At 70.0% G+C, this 26,177-nt stretch carries 29 protein-coding genes; 19 read left to right on the top strand and 10 right to left on the bottom strand.

Features of this window, described 5'->3' with window-relative positions; translation table 11 throughout:
• Window positions 1-2 precede the first annotated feature (2 nt).
• A complete protein-coding gene (locus LXB15_RS18005; RefSeq protein ID WP_233953235.1) occupies window positions 3-281 on the top strand; it encodes a SelT/SelW/SelH family protein in 279 nt (92 codons plus the stop codon).
• Between the two features lie 19 nt (window positions 282-300).
• Here LXB15_RS18005 and LXB15_RS18000 read toward each other — a convergent pair whose 3' ends face one another.
• Together LXB15_RS18000 and LXB15_RS17995 are read right to left on the bottom strand one after the other, a co-directional pair.
• Window positions 301-663, bottom strand: a complete 363-nt coding sequence (locus tag LXB15_RS18000; RefSeq protein WP_233949746.1) for a DUF427 domain-containing protein — start codon at window positions 661-663, stop codon at window positions 301-303.
• Between the two features lie 129 nt (window positions 664-792).
• Window positions 793-1,218, bottom strand: coding sequence for a glyoxalase superfamily protein (locus LXB15_RS17995; protein WP_233953234.1), 426 nt, complete (start codon window positions 1,216-1,218; stop codon window positions 793-795).
• Between the two features lie 309 nt (window positions 1,219-1,527).
• Between LXB15_RS17995 and betB the strand changes: the two genes are divergently transcribed.
• From betB to yacG, 12 genes are all read left to right on the top strand, one after another.
• The gene (betB, locus tag LXB15_RS17990; RefSeq protein WP_233949745.1) at window positions 1,528-2,991 is read left to right on the top strand and encodes a betaine-aldehyde dehydrogenase; all 1,464 of its coding nucleotides are present in this window, start codon (window positions 1,528-1,530) and stop codon (window positions 2,989-2,991) included.
• A 120-nt stretch (window positions 2,992-3,111) separates the two neighbouring features.
• Window positions 3,112-3,678: a sigma-70 family RNA polymerase sigma factor gene (locus LXB15_RS17985; RefSeq protein WP_233949744.1), complete on the top strand. Its 567-nt coding sequence runs from the start codon at window positions 3,112-3,114 to the stop codon at window positions 3,676-3,678.
• Window positions 3,675-4,403, top strand: a complete 729-nt coding sequence (locus LXB15_RS17980) for an anti-sigma factor domain-containing protein (protein ID WP_233949743.1) — start codon at window positions 3,675-3,677, stop codon at window positions 4,401-4,403. Before LXB15_RS17985 ends, LXB15_RS17980 begins: the two co-directional genes overlap by 4 nt.
• Before the next feature lie 60 nt (window positions 4,404-4,463).
• Entirely contained in the window at window positions 4,464-4,622 is a 159-nt protein-coding gene (locus LXB15_RS17975) for a hypothetical protein (RefSeq protein WP_233949742.1), read from the top strand.
• A gap of 71 nt (window positions 4,623-4,693) precedes the next feature.
• Window positions 4,694-5,926, top strand: a complete 1,233-nt coding sequence (locus LXB15_RS17970; RefSeq protein ID WP_233949741.1) for a 3-methyl-2-oxobutanoate dehydrogenase (2-methylpropanoyl-transferring) subunit alpha — start codon at window positions 4,694-4,696, stop codon at window positions 5,924-5,926.
• Between the two features lie 57 nt (window positions 5,927-5,983).
• Entirely contained in the window at window positions 5,984-6,997 is a 1,014-nt protein-coding gene (locus LXB15_RS17965) for an alpha-ketoacid dehydrogenase subunit beta (RefSeq protein WP_233949740.1), read from the top strand.
• Window positions 6,998-6,999: 2 nt separating this feature from the next.
• Window positions 7,000-8,304, top strand: coding sequence for a dihydrolipoamide acetyltransferase family protein (locus tag LXB15_RS17960; protein WP_233949739.1), 1,305 nt, complete (start codon window positions 7,000-7,002; stop codon window positions 8,302-8,304).
• A 9-nt stretch (window positions 8,305-8,313) separates the two neighbouring features.
• Window positions 8,314-9,711, top strand: a complete 1,398-nt coding sequence (gene lpdA, locus LXB15_RS17955; RefSeq protein ID WP_233949738.1) for a dihydrolipoyl dehydrogenase — start codon at window positions 8,314-8,316, stop codon at window positions 9,709-9,711.
• 93 nt (window positions 9,712-9,804) lie between these two features.
• Window positions 9,805-11,094, top strand: a complete 1,290-nt coding sequence (gene murA, locus LXB15_RS17950) for a UDP-N-acetylglucosamine 1-carboxyvinyltransferase (protein ID WP_233949737.1) — start codon at window positions 9,805-9,807, stop codon at window positions 11,092-11,094.
• A gap of 164 nt (window positions 11,095-11,258) precedes the next feature.
• On the top strand, window positions 11,259-11,477 hold the full coding sequence (infA, locus tag LXB15_RS17945) for a translation initiation factor IF-1 (protein WP_019994787.1): 219 nt from the start codon (window positions 11,259-11,261) through the stop codon (window positions 11,475-11,477).
• A gap of 22 nt (window positions 11,478-11,499) precedes the next feature.
• Window positions 11,500-12,138, top strand: coding sequence for a Maf-like protein (locus LXB15_RS17940; RefSeq protein WP_233949736.1), 639 nt, complete (start codon window positions 11,500-11,502; stop codon window positions 12,136-12,138).
• Window positions 12,135-12,338 carry a DNA gyrase inhibitor YacG gene (yacG, locus tag LXB15_RS17935; protein WP_233949735.1) on the top strand — a complete coding sequence of 68 codons (204 nt, stop codon included), beginning with the start codon at window positions 12,135-12,137 and terminating at the stop codon, window positions 12,336-12,338. The genes LXB15_RS17940 and yacG overlap by 4 nt, the downstream gene beginning before the upstream one ends.
• A 43-nt stretch (window positions 12,339-12,381) precedes the next feature.
• Here yacG and LXB15_RS17930 read toward each other — a convergent pair whose 3' ends face one another.
• From LXB15_RS17930 to LXB15_RS17920, 3 genes are all read right to left on the bottom strand, one after another.
• Window positions 12,382-12,573 carry a hypothetical protein gene (locus tag LXB15_RS17930; RefSeq protein ID WP_233949734.1) on the bottom strand — a complete coding sequence of 64 codons (192 nt, stop codon included), beginning with the start codon at window positions 12,571-12,573 and terminating at the stop codon, window positions 12,382-12,384.
• Window positions 12,574-12,713: 140 nt separating this feature from the next.
• Entirely contained in the window at window positions 12,714-13,328 is a 615-nt protein-coding gene (locus LXB15_RS17925; protein ID WP_370640129.1) for a transglutaminase-like cysteine peptidase, read from the bottom strand.
• Window positions 13,329-13,612: 284 nt separating this feature from the next.
• Window positions 13,613-14,419: a carboxylesterase gene (locus LXB15_RS17920; RefSeq protein WP_233949732.1), complete on the bottom strand. Its 807-nt coding sequence runs from the start codon at window positions 14,417-14,419 to the stop codon at window positions 13,613-13,615.
• A 322-nt stretch (window positions 14,420-14,741) separates the two neighbouring features.
• Here LXB15_RS17920 and infC point away from each other — a divergent pair, with 322 nt between their 5' ends.
• Window positions 14,742-15,281: a translation initiation factor IF-3 gene (gene infC / locus LXB15_RS17915; protein ID WP_233953233.1), complete on the top strand. Its 540-nt coding sequence runs from the start codon at window positions 14,742-14,744 to the stop codon at window positions 15,279-15,281.
• A gap of 189 nt (window positions 15,282-15,470) precedes the next feature.
• Here the strand turns inward: infC and LXB15_RS17910 are convergent, their stop codons facing one another.
• Window positions 15,471-16,442: a hypothetical protein gene (locus tag LXB15_RS17910; RefSeq protein ID WP_233949731.1), complete on the bottom strand. Its 972-nt coding sequence runs from the start codon at window positions 16,440-16,442 to the stop codon at window positions 15,471-15,473.
• Window positions 16,443-16,780: 338 nt separating this feature from the next.
• Between LXB15_RS17910 and rpmI the strand changes: the two genes are divergently transcribed.
• The 5 genes from rpmI (at window position 16,781) to pheT (ending at window position 21,717) form a co-directional block, all read left to right on the top strand.
• Window positions 16,781-16,981 carry a 50S ribosomal protein L35 gene (gene rpmI, locus LXB15_RS17905; RefSeq protein WP_183210990.1) on the top strand — a complete coding sequence of 67 codons (201 nt, stop codon included), beginning with the start codon at window positions 16,781-16,783 and terminating at the stop codon, window positions 16,979-16,981.
• A gap of 37 nt (window positions 16,982-17,018) precedes the next feature.
• Entirely contained in the window at window positions 17,019-17,438 is a 420-nt protein-coding gene (gene rplT, locus LXB15_RS17900) for a 50S ribosomal protein L20 (protein ID WP_183210991.1), read from the top strand.
• Between the two features lie 137 nt (window positions 17,439-17,575).
• Window positions 17,576-18,661, top strand: coding sequence for a phenylalanine--tRNA ligase subunit alpha (gene pheS, locus LXB15_RS17895; protein ID WP_233949730.1), 1,086 nt, complete (start codon window positions 17,576-17,578; stop codon window positions 18,659-18,661).
• An 81-nt stretch (window positions 18,662-18,742) separates the two neighbouring features.
• Window positions 18,743-19,153: a hypothetical protein gene (locus LXB15_RS17890; RefSeq protein ID WP_233949729.1), complete on the top strand. Its 411-nt coding sequence runs from the start codon at window positions 18,743-18,745 to the stop codon at window positions 19,151-19,153.
• Between the two features lie 149 nt (window positions 19,154-19,302).
• A complete protein-coding gene (gene pheT / locus LXB15_RS17885; protein WP_233949728.1) occupies window positions 19,303-21,717 on the top strand; it encodes a phenylalanine--tRNA ligase subunit beta in 2,415 nt (804 codons plus the stop codon).
• Between the two features lie 302 nt (window positions 21,718-22,019).
• On the opposite strand, the gene LXB15_RS17880 is transcribed toward pheT, so the two are convergent.
• From LXB15_RS17880 to gshB, 4 genes are all read right to left on the bottom strand, one after another.
• A complete protein-coding gene (locus LXB15_RS17880; RefSeq protein ID WP_233949727.1) occupies window positions 22,020-22,637 on the bottom strand; it encodes a trans-aconitate 2-methyltransferase in 618 nt (205 codons plus the stop codon).
• Between the two features lie 11 nt (window positions 22,638-22,648).
• A complete protein-coding gene (locus tag LXB15_RS17875) occupies window positions 22,649-24,181 on the bottom strand; it encodes a YifB family Mg chelatase-like AAA ATPase (RefSeq protein ID WP_233949726.1) in 1,533 nt (510 codons plus the stop codon).
• Window positions 24,182-24,422: 241 nt separating this feature from the next.
• Window positions 24,423-25,040 carry an SH3 domain-containing protein gene (locus tag LXB15_RS17870; protein WP_233949725.1) on the bottom strand — a complete coding sequence of 206 codons (618 nt, stop codon included), beginning with the start codon at window positions 25,038-25,040 and terminating at the stop codon, window positions 24,423-24,425.
• A 118-nt stretch (window positions 25,041-25,158) separates the two neighbouring features.
• On the bottom strand, window positions 25,159-26,097 hold the full coding sequence (gene gshB, locus LXB15_RS17865; protein WP_233949724.1) for a glutathione synthase: 939 nt from the start codon (window positions 26,095-26,097) through the stop codon (window positions 25,159-25,161).
• Between the last annotated feature and the right edge of the window lie 80 nt (window positions 26,098-26,177).

Here is a 26,177-nt window from a genome sequence, read left to right as displayed (position 1 = left end):
AGATGCCCCCGCGGCCGCGGATCGCCATCACCTACTGCACCCAGTGCCAGTGGCTGCTGCGCGCCGCCTGGATGGCGCAGGAACTGCTCTCGACCTTCGGCCCCGATCTCGGCGAGGTCGCGCTGGTGCCGGGCACCGGCGGCGTGTTCGAGATCCACTATGACGGCGAGACGATCTGGGAGCGCAAGGCCGACGGCGGCTTTCCCGAGGCGAAGATCCTCAAGCAGCGGGTGCGCGACCGGCTCGATCCGGGGCGCGATCTCGGCCACAGCGACCGCTAACCGGCAGCCGCCGGGCCGGTCAGCCGGCGTCGATGGTGACGAACCGCCGGTCGAAGGCGACATGGCCGGCAATCGCCGCGACGCCGTCCTTCGGGGTGTCGTAGGCCCACACGGCGTTGGCGGCGGCCTGGCCTTCGGCGGTGATCGACCAGTACCGGGCCTCGCCCTTGTAGGGGCAGGTCGTGTGCCGGTCGGTCTCCTGCAGCAAGGCCATCTCCACCCGGTCCTTCGGAATGTAGAAGACCGGGTCGTAGCCGCGTTCCCTGAGGATCAGGGCGTGGTCGGTGGCGGCGATGATCGCGTCGTGGAAGTTCACCACCACCGGACCGTCGTAAGGCTCGATGGTGATGCGCTCGCCGGTGTCGCTCGGGTCGGCTGTCATGTCATCCTCGGATCGTTGCTGTGGCTTCGCCTCGGGTACGCATCGCTGCCGCAACGGGTTCCCCGGCCGTCCGGCCGGGACCCGCAGCGGGACCGGAAGCATGGCTCCCGGCCCCGTCGGCGACGCGATCTACAGCGTCAGGGCCAAATGCGGCTGGCCGTTCGAGGTCTTCTCCGTGGTCGCGCCGGAGGCGTCGACGACCACCGTCACGCGGCGCCGGAACGCCGAAAAGCTCTCGAAGGCCACCACGTCGACGGGCTCGTCGAACTGGATCGTCGCCCGGTAGCGCCCGCCTTTCGGCAGCACCTGCAGGCCGATCAGCCGGCCGGTGAAGTCATGGCCGAGGTAGCGGCCGGCGACGGGGGCGCCGATCGTCAGGTCGGCGACGGTCGGGCCGCGCCCGGCCAGCGCGCTGAGCGTGTTCCAGTCGCGATAGCCGTGCTGGCGCGCCACCAGTTCGAGGGCGGCGCCATGGCTGAGCGTGTGGCCGCCATCGGCAAGGCCGGTACGCAGGCGCCGCGCCTGCGCCTTGAAGGCGGGAATGGTCGAAGTCATGCCGGTCATCTGCTGAACCTTTCGAGGTCGTCGCATGCGGCGTCGATGCTACGGGGGCTCGCGCTTGCCGGCCGGCCGCATGCCTCTCGATGGGACATCACGGATGACGGGGAAGGGAGTTCACCATGGCTTTCGCCCGCGAGCGGCAGGGTCCCTCGGCCCTTCGCCGAAATGGGGGTTCCTCGCCGCCGCGTCAATATCCGCCATATCGCCCGGTTCGCGGCGCTCTCCCCGGCGAGCGGCGTGTAGCCGAACCGGCCTGTGACGCGTAGAAAGCCGGGCAACACGATGCTTGCCGAAGGATCTCCCATGCGCGCCCAGCCCCCGGCCTCCCACTATGTCGACGGCCTCTATGTCGAGGACGGATCCGGCGAGCGCTTCGACAGCGTCTATCCGGCGACCGGCGAGACCATCGCCCGGCTGCACGCGGCGACGCCGGCGCTGATCGAGCAGGCGGTGGCGGCCGCCGAGCGCGGCCAGGCGGTGTGGGCGGCGATGACCGGCGCCGAGCGCGGCCGCATCCTGCGCCGCGCCGCCGCCATCATGCGCGACCGCAACCAGGCGCTGGCCGAGCTCGAGACGCTCGACACCGGCAAGGCACTCGCCGAGACGCTGGTGGCCGATGCCGCTTCGGGCGCCGACGCGCTGGAATATTTCGGCGCGCTCGCCGCCGACCTGCGCGGCGACTACATCGATCTCGGCGGCTCCTTCGCCTATACGCGGCACGAGCCGCTGGGGGTCTGCGCCGGCATCGGCGCCTGGAACTATCCGATCCAGATCGCCTCCTGGAAGGCCGCCCCGGCGCTCGCCTGCGGCAATGCGATGATCTTCAAGCCGTCGGAGACGACGCCGCTCACCGCGCTGAAGCTCGCCGAGATCCTCTCGGAGGCCGGGCTTCCCGCCGGCGTCTTCAACGTCGTCCAGGGCCTGGGGCCGGTCGGCGCGGCGCTCGCCTCCCATCCGCGGATCGCCAAGGTCTCGGTCACCGGCTCGGTGCCGACCGGCGCCCGAGTCATGCAGGCCGCCTCCGCCACCACCAAGCACGTGACGCTGGAACTCGGCGGCAAGTCGCCGATCCTCGTCTTCGCCGACGCCGATCTCGACGCGGCCGTCTCCGGCGCGATCCTCGGCAATTTCTACTCCACCGGCCAGATCTGCTCGAACGGCACGCGGGTCTTCGTCGAGCGCTCGGTGCGCGCCGCCTTCGTGGAGAGGCTGGTGGAGCGCACCCGCGCCATCGCCCTGGGCGACCCGATGAAGCTGACCACCGATCTCGGCCCGCTGGTCTCGAAGGCGCAGTACGACAAGGTGCTGTCCTATCTCGACATCGGCCGCGGCGAGGGCGCGACGGCCGCCTGCGGCGGCGGCGCCGCCACGGTCGAGGGCTTCGCCGAGGGCTGGTTCGTCGAGCCGACGGTGTTCACCGACGTCACCGACGGGATGCGCATCGCCGGCGAGGAGATCTTCGGCCCGGTGATGTGCGTCCTCGATTTCGACGACGAGGCCGAGGCGATCGCCCGGGCCAATGCCAGCGAGTTCGGCCTCGCCGCCGGCGTCTACACGCGCGACCTCCAGCGCGGCCACCGCGTGGTGGCAAAGCTGCAGGCCGGCACCTGCTGGATCAACGCCTACAACCTCACCCCGGTCGAGATGCCCTTCGGCGGCGTCAAGCGCTCCGGCATCGGCCGCGAGAACGGCCGCGAGGCGCTGGCGCATTACAGCCAGGTCAAGTCGGTCTATGTCGAGATGGGCACCAGCGAGGCGCCGTACTGATGAGCAAAGGCTCGGCGTGCCGGTCGGGCGACGCGCGCGGACGGCCGGGGCGTTGACTTTCCGCCCGCGAGCCTGTTCGGCTGCCCCGATGAACGGCGAAACCACCCCGATGCGGGCTGCATGTCCTCGATGACCCCCGACGAGGGGCGCGCCTTCCTCGTCGAGCGGCTGCGCGCCGTCGCCGACGGCGACCGCGAGGCGCTGCGGTCCGTCTACGACCGCACGGCGGCGAAGCTATTCGGCGTCTGCCTGCGTATCTTGGACAGCCGCGAAGAGGCGGAGGATGTGCTGCAGGACGTCTACCTGACGGTGTGGAACCGCGCCGACAGTTTCGACCCGGAGCGGGCGAGCCCGATTACCTGGCTGGCGACGATCGCGCGCAACCGCGCCATCGACCGCCGCCGCCAGATCGGCCCGCGCCTCCAGGACCGGCCGGTGGACGAGGCTGTGGACATCGCCGACGCGTCTCCCGACGCGCTGTCCCTGCTGCACCGTTCGGACGAGGCCCGCCGGCTGGCCGAATGCCTCGACGGGCTCGACGGGCGCACGCGCGGCGCGATCGTCACGGCCTTCTTCGGCGGCCATACCTATGACGAGCTGGCGGCGCGGGCGGGCATGCCGCTCGGCACGATGAAGAGCCTGATCCGGCGCGGATTGTTGCGATTGAAGGAGTGCCTGTCGTCATGAGCGACGCGGTCGATCACGGACGGGAGGATGCGCATCTGGCTGCCGAGTACGTGCTCGGCATGCTGAGTGGCGGCGAGCGCCGCTCGGTCGAGCGCCGTGCCCTGCGCGATCCCGCCTTCGCGGCCGTGCTCGCCGAATGGACCGCGCTGCTGGGGCCGATGGCCGAGGCCGTCGAGCCGGTCGTGCCGCCGCAGGACCTGTGGCCGCGCATCGAGGCGGACCTCGGACGGATGACCCGCCGCCCGGCGGAGCCTGCTGTCGCGGAGCGTCCGAAGGGCCGCCGCGTCGCCGCGATCTGGCAGTGGCTGGGCCTTGCCGGCATGGGGCTCGCCGTCGCCAGCCTCGCCGCCCTGGTCCTGGTTGCCGGCCGCGACCTCGCCCCGCCCGCCGACGGCATGATGACCGCGACCCTGTCCTCCGAGGACGGCACGCCGCTGGTCACCGTCGTCATCGACACGGCGACCTCGATGGCGACGCTGATCCCGATCGTCCATGCCGAGGAGCCCGGCCGGGTGCCGGAACTCTGGCTGGTGCCGCCGGGCGGCGCCGCGCCGAAATCACTCGGCCTGATCGACATGGCGCGGCCGCTGCACGTCGCCCTCGACGGCAACGGGCTCGCCATGCCCGACGCCGCGCTGGCGGTCTCGATGGAGCCGGAGGGCGGCTCGCCCACCGGCCTGCCCACCGGCCCGGTGGTGGCATCGGGGGCGCTGCACTCGATCTGACGCGGCCGGCCGGCCGGCGGCGCTGGCGCAAGCCCCGTCGATCGTCTACGCCCCTTGGCGATGAACAAGCTCTTCTCGGTCCTCTTCATCATCCTGATGGCGGTCCATCTCGTCCGCCCGCTCGGGCTGCCGGGGCTGCGCCGGCGCGGCGACTTCTGGAAGATCGCCCTGGTCGGGCTCTTCGTGTTCGGCGTCGTCGTGCTGATCCGGCCGGAATAGCAAGGCTTCCCTCCCGCCGCGTCGGGATTAGATGCTCTCCTGCGCCGTCCCGCCGGCGCGGGAGGACGGACATGGCAGACACCCATCCCCTCAGCCTGCACGTACCCGAGCCGGAGGTCCGGCCCGGCGGTCGGCCGGATTTTTCGGGCGTCAACATCCCGAAGGCCGGGTCAGTGCGGCGCCCGCCGGTCGACGTCGACCCCGCCGAGATCCGCGACCTCGCCTATTCGATCATTCGCGTCCTCAACCGCGCCGGCGAGGCGGTGGGCGAATGGGCCGGCACGCTCGACGACGAGGCGGTCCTAGCCGGCCTGAAGACGATGATGCGGGTGCGCGCCTTCGACCGGCGCATGCTGATGGCCCAGCGCCAGGGCAAGACCTCGTTCTACATGCAGTGCCTCGGCGAGGAGGCGATCGCCTGCGCCTTCCGCAAGGTGCTGGCGCCGGGCGACATGAACTTCCCGACCTACCGCCAGCAGGGGCTGCTGATCGCCGACGACTACCCGCTGGTCGACATGATGTGCCAGATCTATTCCAACCGCCGCGACCCGCTGAAGGGCCGGCAGCTGCCGATCATGTACTCCTCGAAGGAACACGGCTTCTTCTCGATATCGGGCAATCTGGCGACGCAGTTCGTGCAGGCCGTCGGCTGGGCCATGGCCTCGGCGATCAAGGGCGACACGAAGATCGCCGCCGCCTGGATCGGCGACGGCTCGACGGCCGAGAGCGACTTCCACTCCGCCCTGGTCTTCGCCTCGACCTACAAGGCGCCCGTGGTCCTCAACATCGTCAACAACCAGTGGGCGATCTCCACCTTCCAGGGCATCGCGCGCGGCGGATCCGGCACCTTCGCGGCGCGCGGGCTCGGCTTCGGCATTCCCTCGCTGCGGGTCGACGGCAACGACTACCTCGCCGTCCACGCCGCGGCGCAATGGGCGGTGGAGCGGGCCCGCCGCAATCTCGGCCCGACGCTGATCGAGTGGGTCACCTACCGCGCCGCGGCGCATTCGACCTCGGACGACCCCTCCGCCTACCGCCCGAAGGAGGAATCCGACGCCTGGCCGCTCGGCGACCCGGTCAAGCGGCTCAAGAACCACCTCATCCTCGCCGGCGCCTGGAGCGAGGAGCGCCATGTCCAGGCCGAGGCCGAGATCGACGCCGAGGTACTGGCAGCGCAGCGCGAGGCGGAAACCCACGGCACGCTGCACACCGGCCCCAAGCCCTCGGTGCGCGACATGTTCGAAGACGTCTACGAGACCATGCCGCCGCATCTGCGGCGCCAGCGCCAGCAGGCGGGGTACTGACGATGGCAACGATCCCCGCCGGCGTCGCCCGGTCACGCGGCAGAGGGCACTGACGCCATGCCGCGCATGACGATGATCGAGGCGATCCGGGATGCCCATGCGGTGGCGATGGAGGCCGACCCCAACGTCGTCGTCTATGGCGAGGACGTCGGCTATTTCGGCGGCGTGTTCCGTTGCACCGCCGGCCTACAGGAGCGCTTCGGCCGCAACCGCTGCTTCGACGCGCCGATCAACGAGAGCGGCATCGTCGGCACCGCCATCGGCATGGCCGCCTACGGCCTGCGGCCGGTGGTCGAGATGCAGTTCGCCGACTACGTCTACCCCGCCTACGACCAGATCGTCTCGGAGGCCGCGCGCCTGCGCTACCGCTCCGCCGCCGACTTCACCGCCCCGCTGGTGGTGCGCATGCCGACCGGCGGCGGCATCTTCGGCGGCCAGACCCATTCCCAGTCGCCGGAAGCGCTGTTTGCCCATGTCGCCGGGCTGAAGACCGTCGTGCCCTCCAATCCCTACGACGCCAAGGGCCTGCTGATCGCCGCGATCGAGGACAACGATCCGGTGATCTTCCTGGAGCCGAAGCGCCTCTATAACGGACCCTTCGACGGCCATCACGACCGGCCGGTGACGCCGTGGTCGAAGCACGCGCTGGGCGAGGTGCCGGAGGGCCGCTACGTCGTGCCGCTCGGCCAGGGAATCGTGCGGCGCGCCGGCGAGGCGGTCACCGTTCTCGCCTACGGCACCATGGTGCATGTCGCCGAGGCGGCCGCCGCGATGGTGGCGGTCGACGCCGAGATCATCGACCTCAGGACCCTGGTGCCGCTCGATCTCGAGCTGATCGAGGCCTCGGTGAGGAAGACCGGGCGCTGCGTCGTCGTCCACGAGGCGACGCTCACCGCCGGCTTCGGCGCCGAGCTCTGCGCGCTGGTCGAGGAGACCTGCTTCTACCACCTGGAGGCGCCGATCCGGCGCGTCGCCGGCTGGGACACGCCCTATCCGCACGCCCAGGAGTGGGACTATTTTCCGGGCCCCGCGCGCGTCGGCGCGGCGCTCAAGCAGGCGATGGAGGCCTGAGCATGGGCAGCGTCACCATCAAGCTGCCGGACGTGGGCGAGGGCGTCGCCGAGGCCGAGCTGGTCGAATGGCACGTCGCGGTCGGCGACGTCGTGCGCGAGGACACCGTGCTGGCGGCGGTGATGACCGACAAGGCGACGGTGGACATTCCGGCGCCCGTCGACGGCACGGTGGAGTGGCTGGGCGGCGAGATCGGCGAGACCATCGCTGTCGGCGCGCCGCTGGTCCGGCTGGCGGTCGCCGGCGGGGAGGCCGACGCGGTCGTCGCGGCTGCCCCGGCGCCGCACGCCGAACCGCAGGCTCCGGAACTTGAGCCGGAGGCGGAAGATCGCGCAGAGACGCGCGACGCTGCCCCGCAAGCCGCGCCGGAACCGCGACCCGCCCCGGCACGATCGGGCGCTGCGCGGCTCGACCCCGGCGTGCCGCGCAAGCCCGGCGAGCGGCCGCTCGCCTCGCCGTCCGTGCGGCGACGCGCCATGGATGCGGGGGTCGACCTGCGCCGCGTGCCGGGCAGCGGTCCGGCCGGGCGAATCGGCCATGACGATCTCGACGCCTATCTCGCCGGCGGCGCCGCCACCGCCGGTCCCGGCCGCCTCGTCGCCGATAATTCCGTCTCGGAGGTGAAGATCGTCGGGCTGCGGCGCAAGATCGCCGAGAAGATGGCGCTCGCCACGCGCCGCATCGCCCACATCACCTATGTCGAGGAGATCGACGTCGAGGCGCTGGAGGAACTGCGCGCCGCCCTCAACCGCGACCGCCGCGACGACCGGCCGAAACTGACGCTGCTGCCCTTCCTGATGCGCGCGATGGTCATCGCGATCCGCGACCAGCCGCTGATGAACGCCCATTACGACGACGAGGCGAATGTCCTGCGCCAGCACGGCGGCGTCCATGTCGGCGTCGCGGCGCAGACCGGCGGCGGCCTCGTCGTGCCGGTGGTGCGCCACGCCGAGGCGCGCGACGTCTGGGGCTGCGCCGAGGAGGTGGCGCGGCTGTCGGAGATGGCGAAGACCGGCCGGGCGAAGCGCGAGGAACTGTCGGGATCGACGATCACCATCACCTCGCTGGGCGCGCTGGGCGGCATCGTCACGACGCCGGTGATCAACCATCCGGAGGTCGCCATCGTCGGGGTCAACAAGATCGAGACGCGGCCGGTCTGGGACGGTGCGCGCTTCGTGCCGCGGCGGCGGATGAACCTTTCCTCGAGCTTCGACCACCGGGTCGTCGACGGCTACGACGCGGCGGTCTTCGTCCAGCGCATCAAGGCGCTCCTGGAAACCCCGGCGATGATCTTCGCCGAGAGCTGAGGCGCCGCCATGGCCGACATGACCTGCCAGCTTCTCGTCATCGGCGCCGGTCCCGGCGGCTACGTCGCGGCGATCCGCGCCGGCCAGCTCGGGGTCGACACGGTGATCGTCGACGACCGCAAGCCGGGCGGCACCTGCCTGAACATCGGCTGCATCCCCTCCAAGGCGCTGATCCACGCCGCCGACGAGTATTTCCTGCTGCGCGAGGCCGCCGGCGGCCGGGCGATCCCGGGCGTCACCGCCGGCACGCCGGCGCTCGACTGGCCGCGCGTCGTCGACTGGAAGGACGGGATCGTCAACCGCCTGAACAACGGCGTCACCGGCCTGCTGAAGCGGGCCCGGGTGAAGCTGGTCGCCGGCCGCGCCCGCTTCCTCGACGGCAAGACCGTCGAGGTCGACGGCGAGACCGGCACCCAGCGCATCACGGCGGAATCGGTCGTCATCGCCACCGGCTCGGTGCCGGTCGAGCTGCCGATGCTGCCCTTCGGCGGCAAGGTGATCTCCTCGGAGGCGGCGCTGAGCCTCGATGCGCCGCCGGCGCGGCTCGCGGTGGTCGGTGGCGGCTATATCGGCGTCGAGCTCGGCACCGCTTTCGCCAAGGCGGGCTCCGCCGTCACCATCGTCGAGGCGATGGACCGCATCCTGCCGCTCTACGACGCCGAGCTGGTGCGGCCAGTCCTTGCCCGGCTGGAGACGCTCGGCGTCGAGATCCTCACCGGCGCCAGGGCCAAGGGCCTCGCCGGGGAGGGCCGCGACCTCGTGGTGGAGACGCAAGATGGCGGCGAACGCCGCATCGGCGCCGACACGATCCTCGTCACCGTCGGGCGGCGCCCGCTCACCGAGGGCTGGGGGCGCGAGGAGCTCGTGCTCGACATGGACGGCGCCTTCGTCAGGGTCGACGAGCAATGCCGGACGGCGATGCGCGGCGTCTATGCGATCGGCGATCTCGTCGGCGAGCCGATGCTCGCCCACAAGGCGATGGCGCAGGGCGAGATGGTGGCCGAGATCGTCGCCGGCGAGCGCCGCGCCTTCGACAAGCGGGCGATCCCGGCGGTCTGCTTCACCGATCCCGAGATCGTCAGCGTCGGCCTCTCGCCGGAGGCGGCGAAGGCGCAGGGGCTGGCGGTCAAGCTCGGCAGCTTTCCCTTCCAGGCCAACGGAAGGGCGATGACGCTGCACCGCGAGGACGGCTTCGTGCGGGTCGTGGCGCGCGCCGACGACCATCTGGTGCTCGGCATCCAGGCGGTCGGGGCAGGCGTCGCCGAGCTCGCCGCGGCGTTCTCGCTGGCGTTGGAGATGGGCGCCTGCCTCGAGGACGTCGCCGGCACCGTCCACGCCCACCCGACCCAGGGCGAGGCGTTCCAGGAGGCGGCGATGCGGGCGCTCGGCCACGCCCTGCACGTCTGAGCGGCTGCCCGGCGCCGCGGCATTTGTCTCCCGCTGCCGGCTGGTGTAGGAACCGCCGTTGCGGGGGACTTCGACGCGGGATCAGGACATTACATGGATCGCATTCGCATTCGCGGCGGCAACGAGCTGAACGGGACGATCCCGATTTCCGGCGCCAAGAACGCCACCTTGCCGCTGATGATCGCCGCGCTGCTGACCGACGACACGCTGACGCTCGAGAACGTGCCGCATCTGGCCGATGTCGAGCAGCTGATCCGCATCCTTGCCAATCACGGAGTCGACTACGCGGTCGCCGGCAAGCGCCTGCACCAGGATCCGGGCCTCGGCCGGACCATCCATTTCAACGCCCGCACCATCGTCGACACGACCGCCCCCTACGAGCTGGTCTCGAAGATGCGGGCGAGCTTCTGGGTCATCGGGCCTCTGTTGGCCCGCATGCACCGCGCCAAGGTCTCGCTGCCCGGCGGCTGCGCCATCGGCACGCGGCCGGTCGACCTGTTCATCGACGGGCTCCGGGCGCTCGGCGCGACGATCGACATCGACGCCGGCTATGCCGTCGCCGAGGCCAAGGGCGGCCTCGTCGGCAACCGCTTCGTTTTCCCCAAAGTCTCGGTCGGCGCCACCCACGTGATGCTGATGGCGGCCTCGCTGGCCAAGGGCGAGACCCTGCTCGAGAACGCCGCGCGCGAGCCGGAGATCGTCGACCTCGCCAAGTGCCTCAACGCGATGGGCGCCAAGATCTCCGGCGCCGGCACCTCGACCATCACCATCCAGGGCGTCGCGGCCCTCTCCGGGGCGCGCCATCCGGTGCTGCCGGACCGTATCGAGACCGGCACCTACGCCATGGCGGTGGCGATGACCGGCGGCGACGTCACGCTGACCGGCACCAGCGCCGCGCTGCTCCAGTCCGCCGTCGGCACGCTGCGCGACGCCGGCGTGACGGTCGAGAGCGTCGAGAACGGCATCAGGGTCTACCGCAATGGCGGCGGCATCTCGCCGGTCGACGTGGTGACCGACCCCTATCCCGGCTTCCCGACCGACCTGCAGGCGCAGTTCATGGCGCTGATGACCCGCTCCAGCGGCGTCTCGCACATCACCGAGACGATTTTCGAGAACCGCTTCATGCACGTGCAGGAACTGGCGCGGCTGGGTGCCCGCATCTCGCTGTCCGGCCAGGTGGCGACGATCGAGGGCGTCGAGCGGCTCCGCGGCGCGCCGGTGATGGCCACCGACCTGCGCGCCTCGGTCTCGCTGGTGATCGCCGGCCTCGTTGCCGAGGGCGAGACGACGGTCAACCGCGTCTACCATCTCGACCGGGGCTTCGAGCGCCTGGAGGAGAAGCTCGGCAATTGCGGGGCGGACATCGTCCGCATCAGCGGTTGATCCCTGCGCGCCGGCCCAGGCGGCACAATATCGACGGTGGCTTGCTTTTTCGGCCGTTTCCTCCGATCTAGGGCCCCGATTTCCGTTTCGTCGCCGCTTTCGCTGCGACAGTCGTGCGTGGCGCCGATACGCCGCGCGCCAAACAACTTTCAAGGCATGTCCCGATGGCAAAAGAAGAAGTTCTGGAATTTCCGGGGGTGGTGACCGAACTGCTGCCCAACGCGACCTTCCGGATCAAGCTCGAGAACGATCACGAGATCATCGCCCATACGGCCGGCCGCATGCGCAAGAACCGCATCCGCGTGCTGACGGGCGACAAGGTGCTGGTCGAGATGACCCCGTACGACCTGACCAAGGGTCGCATCACCTATCGCTTCAAGTAAGCCCGAGAACGGGGACGGATCGATGCCAGCGCGCCCCCTTCTGGTGCTCGCCTCCGGTTCGCCCCGGCGGCTGCAGCTGCTGAATCAGGCCGGAATCGAGCCGGACCGCCTGCTGCCGGCCGATCTCGACGAGACGCCGCAGCGCAACGAGCATCCGCGCTCGCTGGCCAAGCGGCTCTCCCGGGCCAAGGCCGAGTCGGCGATCGCGACGCTCGCCGAGATGGATCTCGGCCCCGCCTTCGTGCTGTCGGCCGACACGGTCGTCTCCGTCGGCCGCCAGGTCATGCCGAAGGCCGAGCTGATCGAGGATGCGCTGACCAATCTGCGCACCCTCTCCGGCCGCACGCATCGCGTCTATACCGGCGTCAGCCTGGTCGGGCCGAAGGGCGCGCTGCGCCAGCGGCTGATCGAGACGCGCGTGCGCTTCAAGCGCCTGTCGCGCGAGGACATCGACAGCTATCTCGGCTCAGGCGAATGGCGCGGCAAGGCCGGCGGCTATGCCATCCAGGGCCTCGCCGGCAGCTTCGTCGTGCGGCTCGTCGGCTCCTACACCAATGTCGTCGGCCTGCCGCTCTACGAGACGCTCGCGCTGCTGGCGGGCGAGGGCTACGACATCCACGGACGGTGGAAGGCCGCAACGGTCCAGACGGAGGACGCATGAGCGGCGGCCCGGCGACGGTCACGCCGCTGCGTCCGCGCCGGCAGTGTCCCGAATGCCGGCGGCCGTCGGACCGGGAGAACTACCCGTTCTGCTCGGCGCGCTGCAAGGCGGTCGACCTCAACCGCTGGCTGACCGGCGCCTACGTCATCCCCGGCACGGAAGAGCAGCCGTCGGACCCGGAGACGGGCGAGCCCAAGTGAATGGCCGCCGGCCTGCAACGGCCGGCAGACGCTGCGCGAGGGATCAGAGGCCGGGATCGGCCTGCTGCGATCCGCCATCGCTCTCGTCGGTGGATGCCTCGATCTCGCCGCCGCGCAGTTCGCGCACGAAGCGCTCTACCTGCCGGTCGGAGCTGTTGCGGCTACTGGCGATGCCGAGGGCGCGAAGCGCATCCTCCACCTCGCTGGCGAGTTCCTTGTCGTCATCGTTGGACACGGGCATCCGACCTTGCGGTGAGAGACAAGTCATCCCTCACCGTAGCGGGATTTCGCCGCCGGACTATCAAGTGCTTTAACCCGTTGAAAATTCCGCGTGAGCAACCAGCGGGAGGAATCCCCGCGTCCTGCCGGCGCCCGCTACTTCGCGACGGCGCCCACCACCACCTCGGACGCCACGCCGATATCCAGCCATCGGCCGGGATCGCTCCCGCTCTGGCGCTTGACGAAGCGGTAGGGCGTGTCCGTCCAGGCGACGACCCGCCAGTTCAGATTGTCGAGGATGAAGTCGCCGCGGTCGGTGCGCAGCGTCAGCACCGCATGCCCTTCGCCGCTGCGCTTGCGCACGACGGTCAGGAGAAGATTGGCGAGGTCGATTCCCATCTCGTGCAACGCGCGCCGCTTGAGCAGGGCGAAGTCCTCGCAGTCGCCGGCATCGGTCGGGTAGGTCCAGCGCTCCTCCGTGCCGTAGAGCTCCGCGTCGGAGCGCGGCTCGATCCGGGCGTTGATCCTCGTGTTGACCTCGGCGACGGCGAGGATGAGGTCGTGATCCAGCTTGAGCGGCGTCACCAGGCCGCGCGATTCCAGCGGACGGCACTCCGCCGCGTTTTCCAGGCAGAAGAGGTGGTGGCCGATCGGCTGCGTCGTCGCCCGGCCGACCGGCATGTGTCCGGGGCCCGGGTCGGCTGCCGCGGGCCCCGCAAGCAGTAAAAGGCAAAGCGATAGCGTGGCGCCGAATGCGCAGAGTCTCGACATTCGCACCCCCAAGAGCGAACGATGGCTGGCCTGATCGAGGGATGTTCGGTGCAACGCACAATGCTGTCAACGCACCCTGTGTGTCAGTCGCGTGACAGGCGGCAGCTTCGTACAAGCTTGGGCAGACTAAAGCCCTCCCTGACCCTGTGGCAAAGGACTTACGGACCGGTCGTCAGCCGTCTAACTTGTGGAAATTGAATGGTTTCGAGGCACGGTCGGGGAGAAGGTGACAATTTCATCACATTCTCCGAAATCTGTGGAGGCAGAAGCAACGAGCCTGTTGATCACGCCGTACCCGCGTCCCGGGCTGCCGCGACGAGATCGAGCGCCGCCCGTTCGATCAGCTGCAGGTCGCGCGGTCGCGACAGGCGGTGGTCACCGTCCCGGACGAGGGTCACCACCACGCCGTCGGAAGGCAGGTGGCTGACCAGGTCGAGCGCGTGCTGGAAGGGCACGTCGGGGTCGGCCATGCCCTGGATGATGGTCACCGGGCAGCCGGTCTCGATGGGCCCCTCCATGACGAGATTGGCGGCGCCGTCGGCAAACAGCGCCTGCGTGTAGATCGTCGGCGCGTCGGAATAGGCCGAGGGCTCCGACAGGAAGCCGTTATCGACGAGTTCCTGCCGCTGCGCCGGCGTCAGTTGCGGCTCCATCAGGCGCCGGGTGAAGTCGGGCGCCGGCGCCAGCAGCAGCAGGCCGACGATCGGCGTGCCGCCGCGCGCGGCGCGTGCCCGCTGCACGAGGCGCAGTGCGATCCAGGCGCCCATCGACGAGCCGACGAGGATCGCCGGCTTGTCCACCGCAGCGGCGAGGACCGCGGCGGCTTCCTCCACCCATCGGCTGATCGTGCCGTCCTCGAATCTGCCGCCGGATTCGCCGTGTCCGGAATAGTCGAGGCGGCAGGAGGCGAGGCCGTTCTCGGCCGCGAGCCGGCAGAGGTGCTCGGCCTTGGTGCCGCGCATGTCCGAGCGGTAGCCGCCCAGCCAGACCAGGGCGGGGCCCTCGCCGTCGCGGCTCTCGTAGGCTATGCGGCGGGCAGCCTCGCCGGATCCGACGACGAGGGAGCCGGAAATCTCGGGGGCGGTGTCCATCGGCGTGCTCCTTGGTGATGGAGCGCGTTTAGCCGCGTCCGACGTGCAGCGATAGCCCTTCGGCGCGGCGCCCTTGCGGCACCGCCGTGGCGTCCGTCGATTGCCTGACCCAGCGGCAGATTGACGGCGGTCCTCTTGTCCCGGGGAGGGGTCGGGTACATTTTGTGCCGGCGCGGCGTGCCAAACGGCTCTGCCGATGCTATAGAAATTGCCCGCGTGGAGGCACCGCTCCCTGCTGGCCGCCCTGAGCTCCTTGAGGAGCCGGTGGCCCTTGCGTGCCCTTCCGCCCGTCAAGCGTCGTCAACAACTGGAGTCAACGACCATTCGCAGACCATTTCGTGCCCCACCGGCCCAAAAGGAAGGACCGCGCTCCAACAAGGAGATCCGCGTTCCGATGATTCAGCTGATCGACGTCGAGGGCGTGAACCTCGGTCAGATCGCTACCCAGGAAGCCCTGTCGATGGCAGAGGAGGCGGGCCTCGATCTCGTGGAGATCGTCCCCACCGCCAACCCGCCGGTCTGCAAGATTCTCGATCTCGGCAAGCTCAAATACGAGAACCAGAAGAAGTCCGCCGAGGCGCGCAAGCGCCAGAAGACCATCGAGGTCAAAGAGATCAAGATGCGTCCGAACATCGACGAGCATGATTACGAGACCAAGATGAAGGCCGTCCGCCGGTTCTTCGACGATGGCGACAAGGTCAAGGTGACGCTGCGCTTCCGTGGCCGCGAGATGGCGCACCAGGAACTCGGCATGCGGCTGCTCAACCGGGTCCGCGAGGAGACGGCGGAGATCTCCAAGGTCGAGGCCGAGCCGAAGCTCGAAGGCCGTCAGATGATGATGGTCCTCGCGCCGCGCGGCTGATACCGGCGCGGCGCTCCTGCGGGAGACGCCGCGTTTGACCCTGGCGCTGCTGCTCGCGATTGCGGGCGCCGGGATCGGGCGATCTTCGCCGAAGCCATGTCCGTCTGCCGATTGCGGCGGTTCGCGCGCAGCGTCCGGCTGACATCGAGCCGACGACTGCCACGCCCCGTTCATGTCGCGCCGGGCCGCTCAGGCGCGGCAGAGGCCCGTCTGCAAGGCCTCGGGTCGCGGCATTTCCGGCGTCAGGCAGGCAATGGTGGAGGCCAGCGGGCTGGCCTGCTCCGCCACGCCGGGCTGTTCGGCTTCGATGACGGCAAGCAGCCGGGCGGCGACGCGCGGCGCGGCATCGGGCGCGTCCCCGAAGGGCGGGCTCCGATCCAGCCGGTAAAGCCGCATCAGCAGCCGTTGCGGACCGCGAAGCGCCGCGAAGACAAGGCTCTCCCCGGCACTGCCGCCCTGCAGGATCCGCCCCGCCGCATCGAGCATACGCTCGGCGTCGGCTTTCACCGCCGGTTGAACCACGCCTGCCACAGGCGGGAGGAAGAATCGGCGATCGGCCAGGAGATCGTCTGTCGCGACGTTCGCGGCCTGGATGCGCAGGCGGGACGACAGCAGCGCAACGCCGGCCAGAAGCCGGTCCCAGCCTGCCTCCAGCGTGGGGCGGTCGAGGCGGCCGCCCTGCGTGAGGATTCGGGTCGCGCGATAGCTGAGGATCAGGTCGTCGCGGAGCCGCTTCAGCAGCGTCGCGATCGCCGCGTCATATCGGGGGCCGAGCCGGGTCGGGAAACGGACGGCAAGCAGAACGGCTTCTCCGCGCTCCACCTCCAGCACCAGGCCGGCGCCATCCTGGGCCGATCCGGGCTGCGGGGCGCCGGTAGGGCCCAGCCGAATAATCGCGCCGGCCGCGACCATACCGCTATCGACGCGAAAAACGGCCGCTTCCGGGGGCGAAGACATGCCGACAGCCATCCGCTGCCGGGGTGGGGTCGAGACCACTGGCGGAATCGGCTGCACCGCAATCCGCTCCACCCCTACCGATGCCAGCGGGAAGAATTCTTCGATGCAACGCAGCACTAGCGGCCAGGATGACGGAAGGATGGATGCAAGAACGACGCGCTCTCGAACATAATCGAGGCGACCAGGAAAATTAATGAGCACCATTGCTTATCATTCCTATGCCCTGACCACATGATCCCACCTGATATCGATGCTGGCAAGCTACGCGCGGCCGGAATCTCGATAATATTTGTCGCTGCAAGCACCGCCGCTGGCACGGGATGACGGATACTTGTTCGCCTGGCGACGAAGCCGGTCTCGCCGGGCCTTGCGCCGGGGCCGTGTCCCGCCTATAAGCGCACCGTCGAAACGGAACCGGCCGGCAGGGCATGCCGTGGCGGTTCATAATGCTTTCGCGACCCTTCCGACTCTATGACGGAACGAGCCGGGCCGGCCCCAGGGCAGCCCGACATGGTCGCGATCCCCACACGATGGAGAGCAAAATGCCCAAGATGAAGACCAAGGCGAGCGCCAAGAAGCGCTTCCGGATGACGGCCAGCGGCCTTGTCAAGGCAGGTCATGCCGGCAAGCGTCACGGCATGATCAAGCGTTCCAGAGACTTCATTCGCGATGCACGCGGCACGAAGATCCTGTCGAAGCCCGACGAGCGGATCGTCAAGATCTACATGCCCTACAACCGCTGAGCGGCGTGGGTAACGAACGAATTTCAGGAGCGACATCATGGCACGAGTGAAACGGGGCGTAACGTCCCACGCCAAGCACAAGAAGGTGCTGAAGCAGGCGAAGGGCTTCTACGGCCGCCGCAAGAACACCATCCGCGCGGCGAAGGCCGCCGTCGACCGCTCGAAGCAGTATGCGACGCGCGATCGCCGGGTGAAGAAGCGGAACTTCCGCGCCCTCTGGATCCAGCGCATCAACGCCGCCGTCCGCGAGCATGGCCTGACCTATGGCCGCTTCATCGACGGTCTGGCGAAGGCCGGGATCGAGGTCGACCGCAAGGTGATGTCCGACATCGCCATCCACGAGCCGGAAGCGTTCGCGGTGCTGGTCGAGCAGGCCAAGGCGGCTCTCGCCTATCTGAAGGATTCCGAGTTCGAGGGCGCCTATGAGCGCGCCGTCGGCGAGAAGCGCGCGGCCTGACACCGTCGGCCGCTTGATCTCGAAGGCCCGCGCCGGCACACCGCCGCGCGGGCCTTTTCGTGTTCGGCGCCGGCGACCGGCGCATCCCGGCGGGCGCGTGCCGCCGCCGGACGACAGCATGAGCAGGGAGTGACAGGGTGAGCGACATCGACGCACTCGAGACACGGCTGACCGCCGCGATCGCCGATGCCCCGGACGAGGCGGCGCTGGAGGCCGTGCGCGTCGCCGCGCTCGGCAAGAAGGGCGAGTTGTCCGAGCTGCTGAAGGGTCTCGGCCGCATGAGCCCCGACGAGCGGCGCGAGGCCGGCCCGGTGCTCAACGGCCTCAGGGACCGGGTCGCCGAGCGCATCTCGGCCAAGCGCGAGGCGCTGGCGGAGGTTGCCATCACCGCCCGCCTCGCCGCCGAGACCGTCGACGTCTCGCTCCCCGTTCGCCCCAGCCCGGCGTCGCGCGGCCGCATCCACCCGATCAGCCAGGTGATCGACGAGATCACCGCGATCTTCGCCGACATGGGCTTCGCCATCGCCGAAGGTCCGGACATCGAGACGGACTACTACAATTTCACCGCGCTGAATTTCCCCGAAGGCCATCCGGCGCGCGAGATGCACGACACGTTCTTCCTGAAGGCGGACGCCAAGGGCGAGCGCAAGGTGCTGCGCACCCACACCTCGCCGGTGCAGATCCGCACCATGGAGGCGCAGAAGCCGCCGATCCGCATCGTCATTCCCGGCAAGACCTACCGGCAGGATTCCGACGCCACCCATTCGCCGATGTTCCACCAGCTCGAGGGCCTGGTCGTCGACCGGACCGCCAACGTCGCCAACATGAAGTGGGTGCTGGAGGAGTTCTGCAAGGCGTTCTTCGAGGTGCCGTCGCTGAACATGCGGTTCCGTCCGTCCTTCTTCCCCTTCACCGAGCCCTCGCTCGAAGTCGACATCCAGTGCGACCGCTCCAACCCGGGCGAGGTCCGCTTCGGCCAGGGCAGCGACTGGATGGAGATCCTCGGCTGCGGCATGGTGCATCCGAACGTGCTGCGCCATGGCGGGCTTGATCCGGACGAGTATCAGGGCTTCGCCTGGGGCATGGGCATCGACCGCATCGCCATGCTGAAATACGGCATGCCCGACCTGCGCGCCTTCTTCGACGCCGACGTCCGCTGGCTGCAGCATTACGGCTTCCGCCCGCTCGACATGCCGACCCTGTTCGGGGGGTTGTCGAGCTAGAGGCCATCGGATGATCTCGGGCCGTTGACTGTGGAAGCACGGTTCCGGCCTGCTATTCAGAACCCGCAAGGATTGAACGCCATGTCGCCCCGCCTGTTCGTGATCGAGATCATCGCCGTGGTCGCCGGTGCCATCATCGGCACGCTGGTCGTCGACATCCTCAGCTTCGTGTTCGCCGAGAACGCCGCCTTCACCATGCTGGCCTCGCTCGGGCGGCTGCTAGTCGCGCTGGTGACGGTCGGGCTGTTCGCCTTCTACTATTCCTCGATGCCGCCGACGCCGGCGGCGCTCGCCTCCTTCTTCACCGGCGTCGGGCTGCCGGCCGTGATCGAGAAGTTCGGCTTCGACACGGTGTTCTCCTGGGGAACCATCCTGTTCCTCTATGCGGTCTTCGCGCTCGTGGCGCTGTTCACCTACCGCTTCGTCCATGCCAACGGCACGGTGCGCAAGGTGGCCGCCGACGTCGCCGGCCGGGACGGAAGCGCGTCCTGACATCCCGCGAGGGCCGCCGCGATTGACGCGGCTGCCCGGCACGGCCTACGAAACCGCCGACCCGACCCGCTGCCCGTACGGCATCGCCGTCGCCCGAGACCGTTACGCCCCGCCGGCAGGGCGTTTCCGCCGCAACAAGATCGAGCCCGATGAAATTCACGCTTTCCTGGCTGAAGAGCCATCTCGACACCGACGCCACGCTGGCCGAGATCTGCGAGCGCCTGACGATGATCGGGCTCGAGGTGGAAGCCGTCGACGATCGTGCCGTCTTCGCGCCGTTCCACATCGCCCGCGTGCTGACCGCCGAGAAGCATCCCGACGCCGACAAGCTGCGGGTGCTGACGGTCGATGCGGGTCCCGCGGTCAACGACGGCAAGCCGGTGCAGGTGGTCTGCGGCGCGCCCAACGCCCGCGCCGGCCTGGTCGGCGTGCTGGCGCTGCCGGGCACCTACGTGCCGGGCATCGACACGACGCTGTCGGTCGGCCGCATCCGCGGCGTCGAATCGCACGGCATGATGGTCTCCGAGCGCGAGCTGCAGCTCTCCGACGCGCATGAGGGGATCATCGACCTGCCGGAAGACGCGCCGGTCGGCACGCGCTTTGCCGACTATGCCGATCTCGCCGACCCGGTGATCGAGATCAACCTGACGCCCAACCGCCCGGACGCGACCGGCGTCGCCGGCATCGCGCGCGATCTCGCCGCCTCCGGCATGGGCACGCTCCTCACCGCGGCGCCGGCCCGGATCGAGGGCGAGGGCGCCTGCCCCGTCTCCGTGCGCGTCGAGAGCCCGACCTGCACCGGCTTTGCCCTGCGGCGCGTCTCCGGCGTCAGCAATGGCGCCTCGCCGGCCTGGATGCAGAAGCGGCTGCGCGCCATCGGCCTTCGCCCGATCAACGCGCTGGTCGACATCACCAACTACGTCACCTTCGACCGCGGCCGGCCGCTGCACGTCTTCGACGCCGCCAAGGTTTCGGGCGACCTCGTCGTGCGCGGCGCGAGGGCCGGCGAGGAGGTGCTGGCACTGGACGGGCGGACCTACACGCTCGCCGAGGGCATGTGCGTCATCGCCGACGACAACGGCGTCGAGTCCATCGCCGGCATCATGGGCGGCGAGCATTCCGGCTGCGACGAGACGACCACCGACGTGCTGATCGAATCGGCCCTCTGGGAGCCGCTCGACATCGCCCGCACCGGCCGGGCGCTCGGCATCGTCACCGACGCCCGCTACCGCTTCGAGCGCGGCGTCGACCCGGCCTTCATGGAGCCGGGCCTCGATCTCGCGACCGCTTTGGTGCTCGAGCTCTGCGGCGGCACGCCGTCGCAGCGCCGCGTCGTCGCCGGGCGGCCGGCCGAGGCGCCGCCGATAACGCTGCCCTTCACCGAGGTCGAGCGCCTGACCGGCCTCGCGGTCGAGACCGACCGGCAGGTGGAAATCCTCGAACGCCTCGGCTTTGCCGTCCGCCCGGCCGGCGCCTCGGCCGAGGTCACGCCGCCGAGCTGGCGCCCGGACATCGACGGCAAGGCCGATCTCGTCGAAGAGGTGATGCGCCTTGTCGGCGTCGACCGCATCGCGCCGCAGCCGCTGCCGGCGGCGGCGACCGTCAACGGCCGCATCCTGACCCTGCCGCAGATCCGCGACCGCGCCGCGCGCCGGGCGCTGGCCGCGCGTGGCATGGTCGAGACGGTCTCCTACAGCTTCATCCCGGCGGACCACGCCGAGGCCTTCGGCGGTGGCACCGAGGCGCTGAAGCTGGAGAACCCGATCGCCGCCGACATGTCGGACATGCGGCCGTCGCTGCTGCCGGGCCTGATCGCTGCCGCCGGCCGCAACGCCGCGCGCGGGCAGGGCGACACGGCGCTGTTCGAGGTCGCCGGCATCTATCTCAGCGACCAGCCGGACGGGCAGAAGCGCGTCGCGGGCGGCGTGCGGCGCGGCACCGCGGGGCTGGCCGGCGCCGGCCGCGCCTGGGACGGCACCGCCGCCAGCGTCTCGGTCTTCGACGCCAAGGCCGACGCCATCGCCGCCCTGGAGGCGGCCGGGGCGCCGGTCGACCGGCTGATGATCGAGGCGCCGGCCAGCCCCTGGTACCATCCCGGCCGTTCGGGGCGGATCAAGCTCGGGCCGAAGGTGGTGCTGGCGGAGTTCGGCGAACTGCACCCGCAGACGCTGAAGCGGCTCGACGTGGCCGGCCCGGCCTGCGGCTTCGAGGTGTTTCTCGACGCCATTCCGGAGCCGAAGGCCAAGCCGACGCGCACCAAGCCGATCCTCACTCTGTCGCCGTTCCAGCCGGTGCGCCGCGACTTCGCCTTCGTCGTCGACGAGGCCGTCGCGGCCCTGAAGATCGTCCGCGCCGCCGAGGGCGCCGACAGGAAGCTGGTCGGCGAGGTGCGGGTGTTCGACGTCTTCACCGGCGCCGCGCTCGGCGAGGGCAAGAAGTCCGTCGCCATCGAGGTGACGCTCAACCCGCTCGACCGCACGCTCACCGAGGAAGACCTCGAGACGGTGTCGCGCAGCATCGTCGCGCAGGTCGAGAAGGCCACCGGCGGCACGCTGCGGGCCTGACGGCGATCGCCGAGGCCGTCGGCGACCGGGCGCGTCGGGGCCGGGCATCGAAAAGTCGTCATCCTCGGGCCCCGTCCCGAGGATCCAGGGCGGCGGGCGTGTTGTTTCATCGGCGGGCGATCGGGCTGCGTGGGCCTTCCGCAGTTCGTCATGCCCGGGAGTCTGGATCCTCGGGACGGGGCCCGAGGATGACGACCGCGGGCCGGGGAGAGCTAGGGCATGTCGCCCGTCTCTTCGGCAATGTGCCGCGCTGCGTGCCGTCGCCCCGCCCATCCGTCGCTCCGCCCGTCAGCCTCCGTCCATCACTCCCGCCGCGCCAGCCAGACCTTGTGGATCGCGGCATGGGGCTCGTCGAAGTCGCTGGAGAGCACCGACATGCCGTTCGCGCCGAGCAGCTCCCGATAGGCCTGGTCGCTGAAGCTCGCATAGGCGAAGGGCGTGCCGAACATCGTGTCGCGGATCGCCGAGTGGCCCGGGCCGCTGGTGAACAGCAGCAGGCCACCCGGCCGCAGCCAGGCGGCAAAGCGCGCCATCATGCGCTGCTGCTCGCCGTGCGACAGATGGAAGAAACTGTCCCAGGCGATGATCGCGGCGAAGTCGGTATCGGGCTCGTAGGCGAGCATGTCGCAGCGGATCGTCGCGATGCCGGGATGCCGGCGGCGGAAATGCCGAAGCATGGCGGCCGAGCCGTCGAGCGCGGTGATCGCCAACCCCGCCTCCACCAGCGAGGCGACGCCGGCGTGCCCGGTGCCGCAGCCGCAGTCGAGCACCCGGTCGCCGGGCGCCAGCCGGCCGGCGAGCTCGGCAAAATACCGCAGCTCCCAGCGCTTCACCCGGCGTGCCGCCTCGAACCTGTCGGCGATCACGTCGTAGGCGGCGACGGCCGGGTGCCTGAGGTCGAAACTCCTGCCCGAAGACATCGCCCGCGCGCTCATGCAGCGACGGGCAGGCGTTCGCCCGCCATGCGGTAGGAGATCGCCTCGGCGAGGTGGATGCGCCGCACCGGTCCGTCGCCGTCGAGATCGGCGAGGGTGCGCGCCACCTTGAGGATGCGGTGATAGGCGCGGGCGGAGAACTTCATCTGCTCGGCCGCCTCGCGCAGCAGCCGCAGCCCGTCGGCGTCGGGTTCGGCGACGGTCTCGACCAAAGCGGCGGCGCAATGGGCGTTGAGCGTCTCGGCCGGCAGGCCGAGGCCGCCATAGCGCTCGGCCTGGAGCGCCCGGGCCGCGGCGACCCGCGCCGCCACCGTCTCCGACGTCTCGGCCGGCTGCCGGCGGATCAGGTCCGACGCGGTCACCGCCGGCACGTCGACCCTGAGGTCGATGCGGTCGAGCAGCGGCCCCGAGAGGCGGGCCTGGTACTCGGCGGCGCAGCGCGGGCCGCGGGCGCAGCTGCGCCCCGGCTCGCCCGCCATGCCGCAGCGGCAGGGGTTCATCGCCGCGACGAGCTGGAACTTGGCGGGATAGGTGACGCGGTGGTTGGCCCGGGCGATGACGCTTTCGCCGCTCTCCAGCGGCTGGCGCAGCGAATCCAGCGTCACCGGGGAGAACTCCGGCAGCTCGTCGAGGAAGAGGACGCCTCGATGCGCCAGCGACACCTCGCCCGGCCGGGCCCTGAGGCCGCCGCCGACCATCGCCGCCATCGAGGCCGAGTGATGCGGTGCCCGGAACGGCCGGCGGTCCGACAGCTTGCCGCCCGAGAGCTCGCCGGCGATCGAGGCGACCATCGACACTTCCAGGAGCTCCCGCGGCGCCAGTGCCGGCAGCACCGACGGCAGGCGCTGCGCCAGCATCGACTTGCCGGAGCCGGGCGGCCCGACCATCAGGAGGTTGTGGCCGCCGGCAGCGGCGATCTCCAGCGCGCGCTTGGCGACGGTCTGGCCCTTGATCTCGGCGAGGTCCGGCAGGTTGGCCGGCGCGGCGCGGATCGACGGTTCGGGCCGGGCGATCAGCTGGGTGCCGCGGAAATGGTTGGCGAGCTGGATCAGGCTGCGCGCTGCGACGATGTCCATGTCGCCGCTCGCCCAGGCGGCCTCGGCGCCGCATTCGGCCGGGCAGATCAGCCCGAGCCCGAGCGCGTTGGCGCCGATCGCCGCCGGCAGCACGCCGGCCACCGCCGTGGTCATGCCGTCGAGGGAGAGTTCGCCGAGCACCAGATAGCCGGCCAGCGCGTCGGACGGGATCGCGCCGAGCGCCGCCATCAGGCCGAGCGCGATCGGCAGATCGTAGTGGCTGCCCTCCTTGGGCAGGTCCGCCGGGGCGAGGTTGACCGTCACCTTCTTCGGCGGCATCGACAGGCCGGAGGCGTGCAGCGCAGCCTGCACCCGCTCGCGGCTTTCGGCGACCGCCTTGTCGGGCAGGCCGACGATCTGGATGCCCACCTTGCCGGGGGCGACCATCACCTGCACGTCCACGGGAACCGCATCGACCCCCTGGAAAGCCACGGTCCTGACGCGCGAGACCATGCCGACACTCCCTGCCTGCCCGCTGCCCGGCAGCGGAACACCCGTCCACGTGCCTCTAGGTAAGCACGATATCAGGAATGAAACAAGAACAGGAGCGGAACAAATCCACGACGAATCGCGGTTGCCGATTCGGCGCGGCCAGAGATGAAGATTTTATTGAAGATTGGAGCGGTTCACGAAGGCGGCGAACGCGAAACGGCGCGGGCGTCGCCGCCCGCGCCGTCGATCTCAGGAGCCGATGTCAGTCGACGCGGTAGAGCGGGACCACCGGCTCGGCGGCGACGGGGCCGCGGTAATCACGGCGATCGGCGCGGTCGCCGCGACGGTCACGGCGGTCGTCGCGACGATCCTCGCGGAATTCCCGGCGATCGTCCCGGCGCTCCTCGCGGAAGTCGCGGCGGTCCTCGCGCCGGTCTTCCCGGAAGTCGCGGCGGTCATGCCGGCGCTCGGCCCGGCGCGGGCCGCGGTCGTCGAAGCGGTCGCGGTCGCGGTAGAAGGAGCGGCCGCGATAGTGGTTGTCCCAGTAGCTGCCGACCGAGAAGCTGATCACCGGCGCCCGGATGCGCTCGACATAGCGCGGGCCGGTGTAGCGGCGCTCGCCGGCGTCGGCGAGATAGTTCGACGACATCCAGCCGCGCTGGCCGTCATAGCCGACGTCGCACCAGGAGCGGGTGTCGAGGCAGCCGAAGACGCGGACGCGCTCGCCGGCGCCGACGACGTTGACGGCGGGGTAGGCCGTCGACGGCCCGGCGCGCAGGTTGACGTCGGTGACGGCGATGGCGCGCGACTGGGCCTGGGCCTGCGCAGGGATGGTGAAGGCGCCCGCCAGAGCCAGCGCGGCGAAGAGCAACTTGGTCATTTCGTGCTTTCCTCGAAATCGCCCGGAACCCGTCCGGTGTCTGGAAGCACTAAGCCATATGGAACCCGTACGGTTCCGGAACGCGGCTGTTAGCTGGGGTTCAGCTTTCCGCCAGATCTCAGCGCCGGGCCTCGATCGCGTCCCACAGCAGCGCCGCGATGTCCGGGCCGCCGAAGCGCTTGATCTCGCGGATGCCGGTGGGCGAGGTGACGTTGATCTCGGTGAGATAGTCGCCGATCACGTCGATGCCGACGAAGATCAGGCCGCGCTCCTTCAGCGCCGGGCCGATGCGCCGGCAGATCTCGCGCTCGCGCTCGGTCAGTTCCGTCGCCTCGGCGCGGCCGCCGACATGCATGTTGGAGCGCGCGTCGGTCTCGGAGGGGACGCGGTTGATCGCGCCGGCATATTCGCCGTCGATCAGGATGATGCGCTTGTCGCCCTTGCGCACGTCCTCGAGATAGCGCTGCACGATGAACGGCTCGCGGAACAGCAGGCCGAAGGTCTCGAGGAACGAGGTGAGGTTGCGGTCGCCGCGGGTGATGTGGAAGACGCCGGCGCCGCCATTGCCGTAGAGCGGCTTCAGCACGATCTCGCCGAACTCCGCCCTAAATGCCGCGACTTCCTCGGGATCCTTGGTGATCAGCGTCTCCGGCATCAGGTCGGCGAACTCGGTGACGAAGATCTTCTCCGGCGCGTTGCGGACCGAGGCGGGGTCGTTGACCACCAGCGTCTTGGGGTGGATGCGGTCGAGAATGTGCGTCGAGGTGATGTAGGCCATGTCGAAGGGCGGGTCCTGGCGCAGCAGCACGACGTCCATGCTGGCGAGGTCGATCTTCTCGGTGGGCCCGAGGGTGAAGTGGTTGCCCTCTTCCTCGCGCACTTCCAGCGCTTCGCCGCGGGCCGTGGCGCGTCCGTCGCGCAGCGACAGCCTGTCGGGCGTGTAGTGGAACAGCGTGTGCCCGCGCCGCTGCGCCTCGAGGCACAGCGCGAAGGTGGAGTCGCCCTTGATCGAGATCGAGGAGACATGGTCCATCTGGACGGCGACGTTGAGCGCCATGGCGGCTGTCCTTGACTGGGGAGGGGGCGGTCGTGCCGCTGTGGTAGCGCCGTCTCGCCGTTCAGGCAACGGCGATGGCG

This window comes from Aurantimonas sp. HBX-1, from assembly GCF_021391535.1.
GTDB lineage: Bacteria > Pseudomonadota > Alphaproteobacteria > Rhizobiales > Rhizobiaceae > Aurantimonas.
Note: the sequence above shows the minus strand (reverse complement) of the source record. Positions and strands in the feature narration are given on the sequence as shown.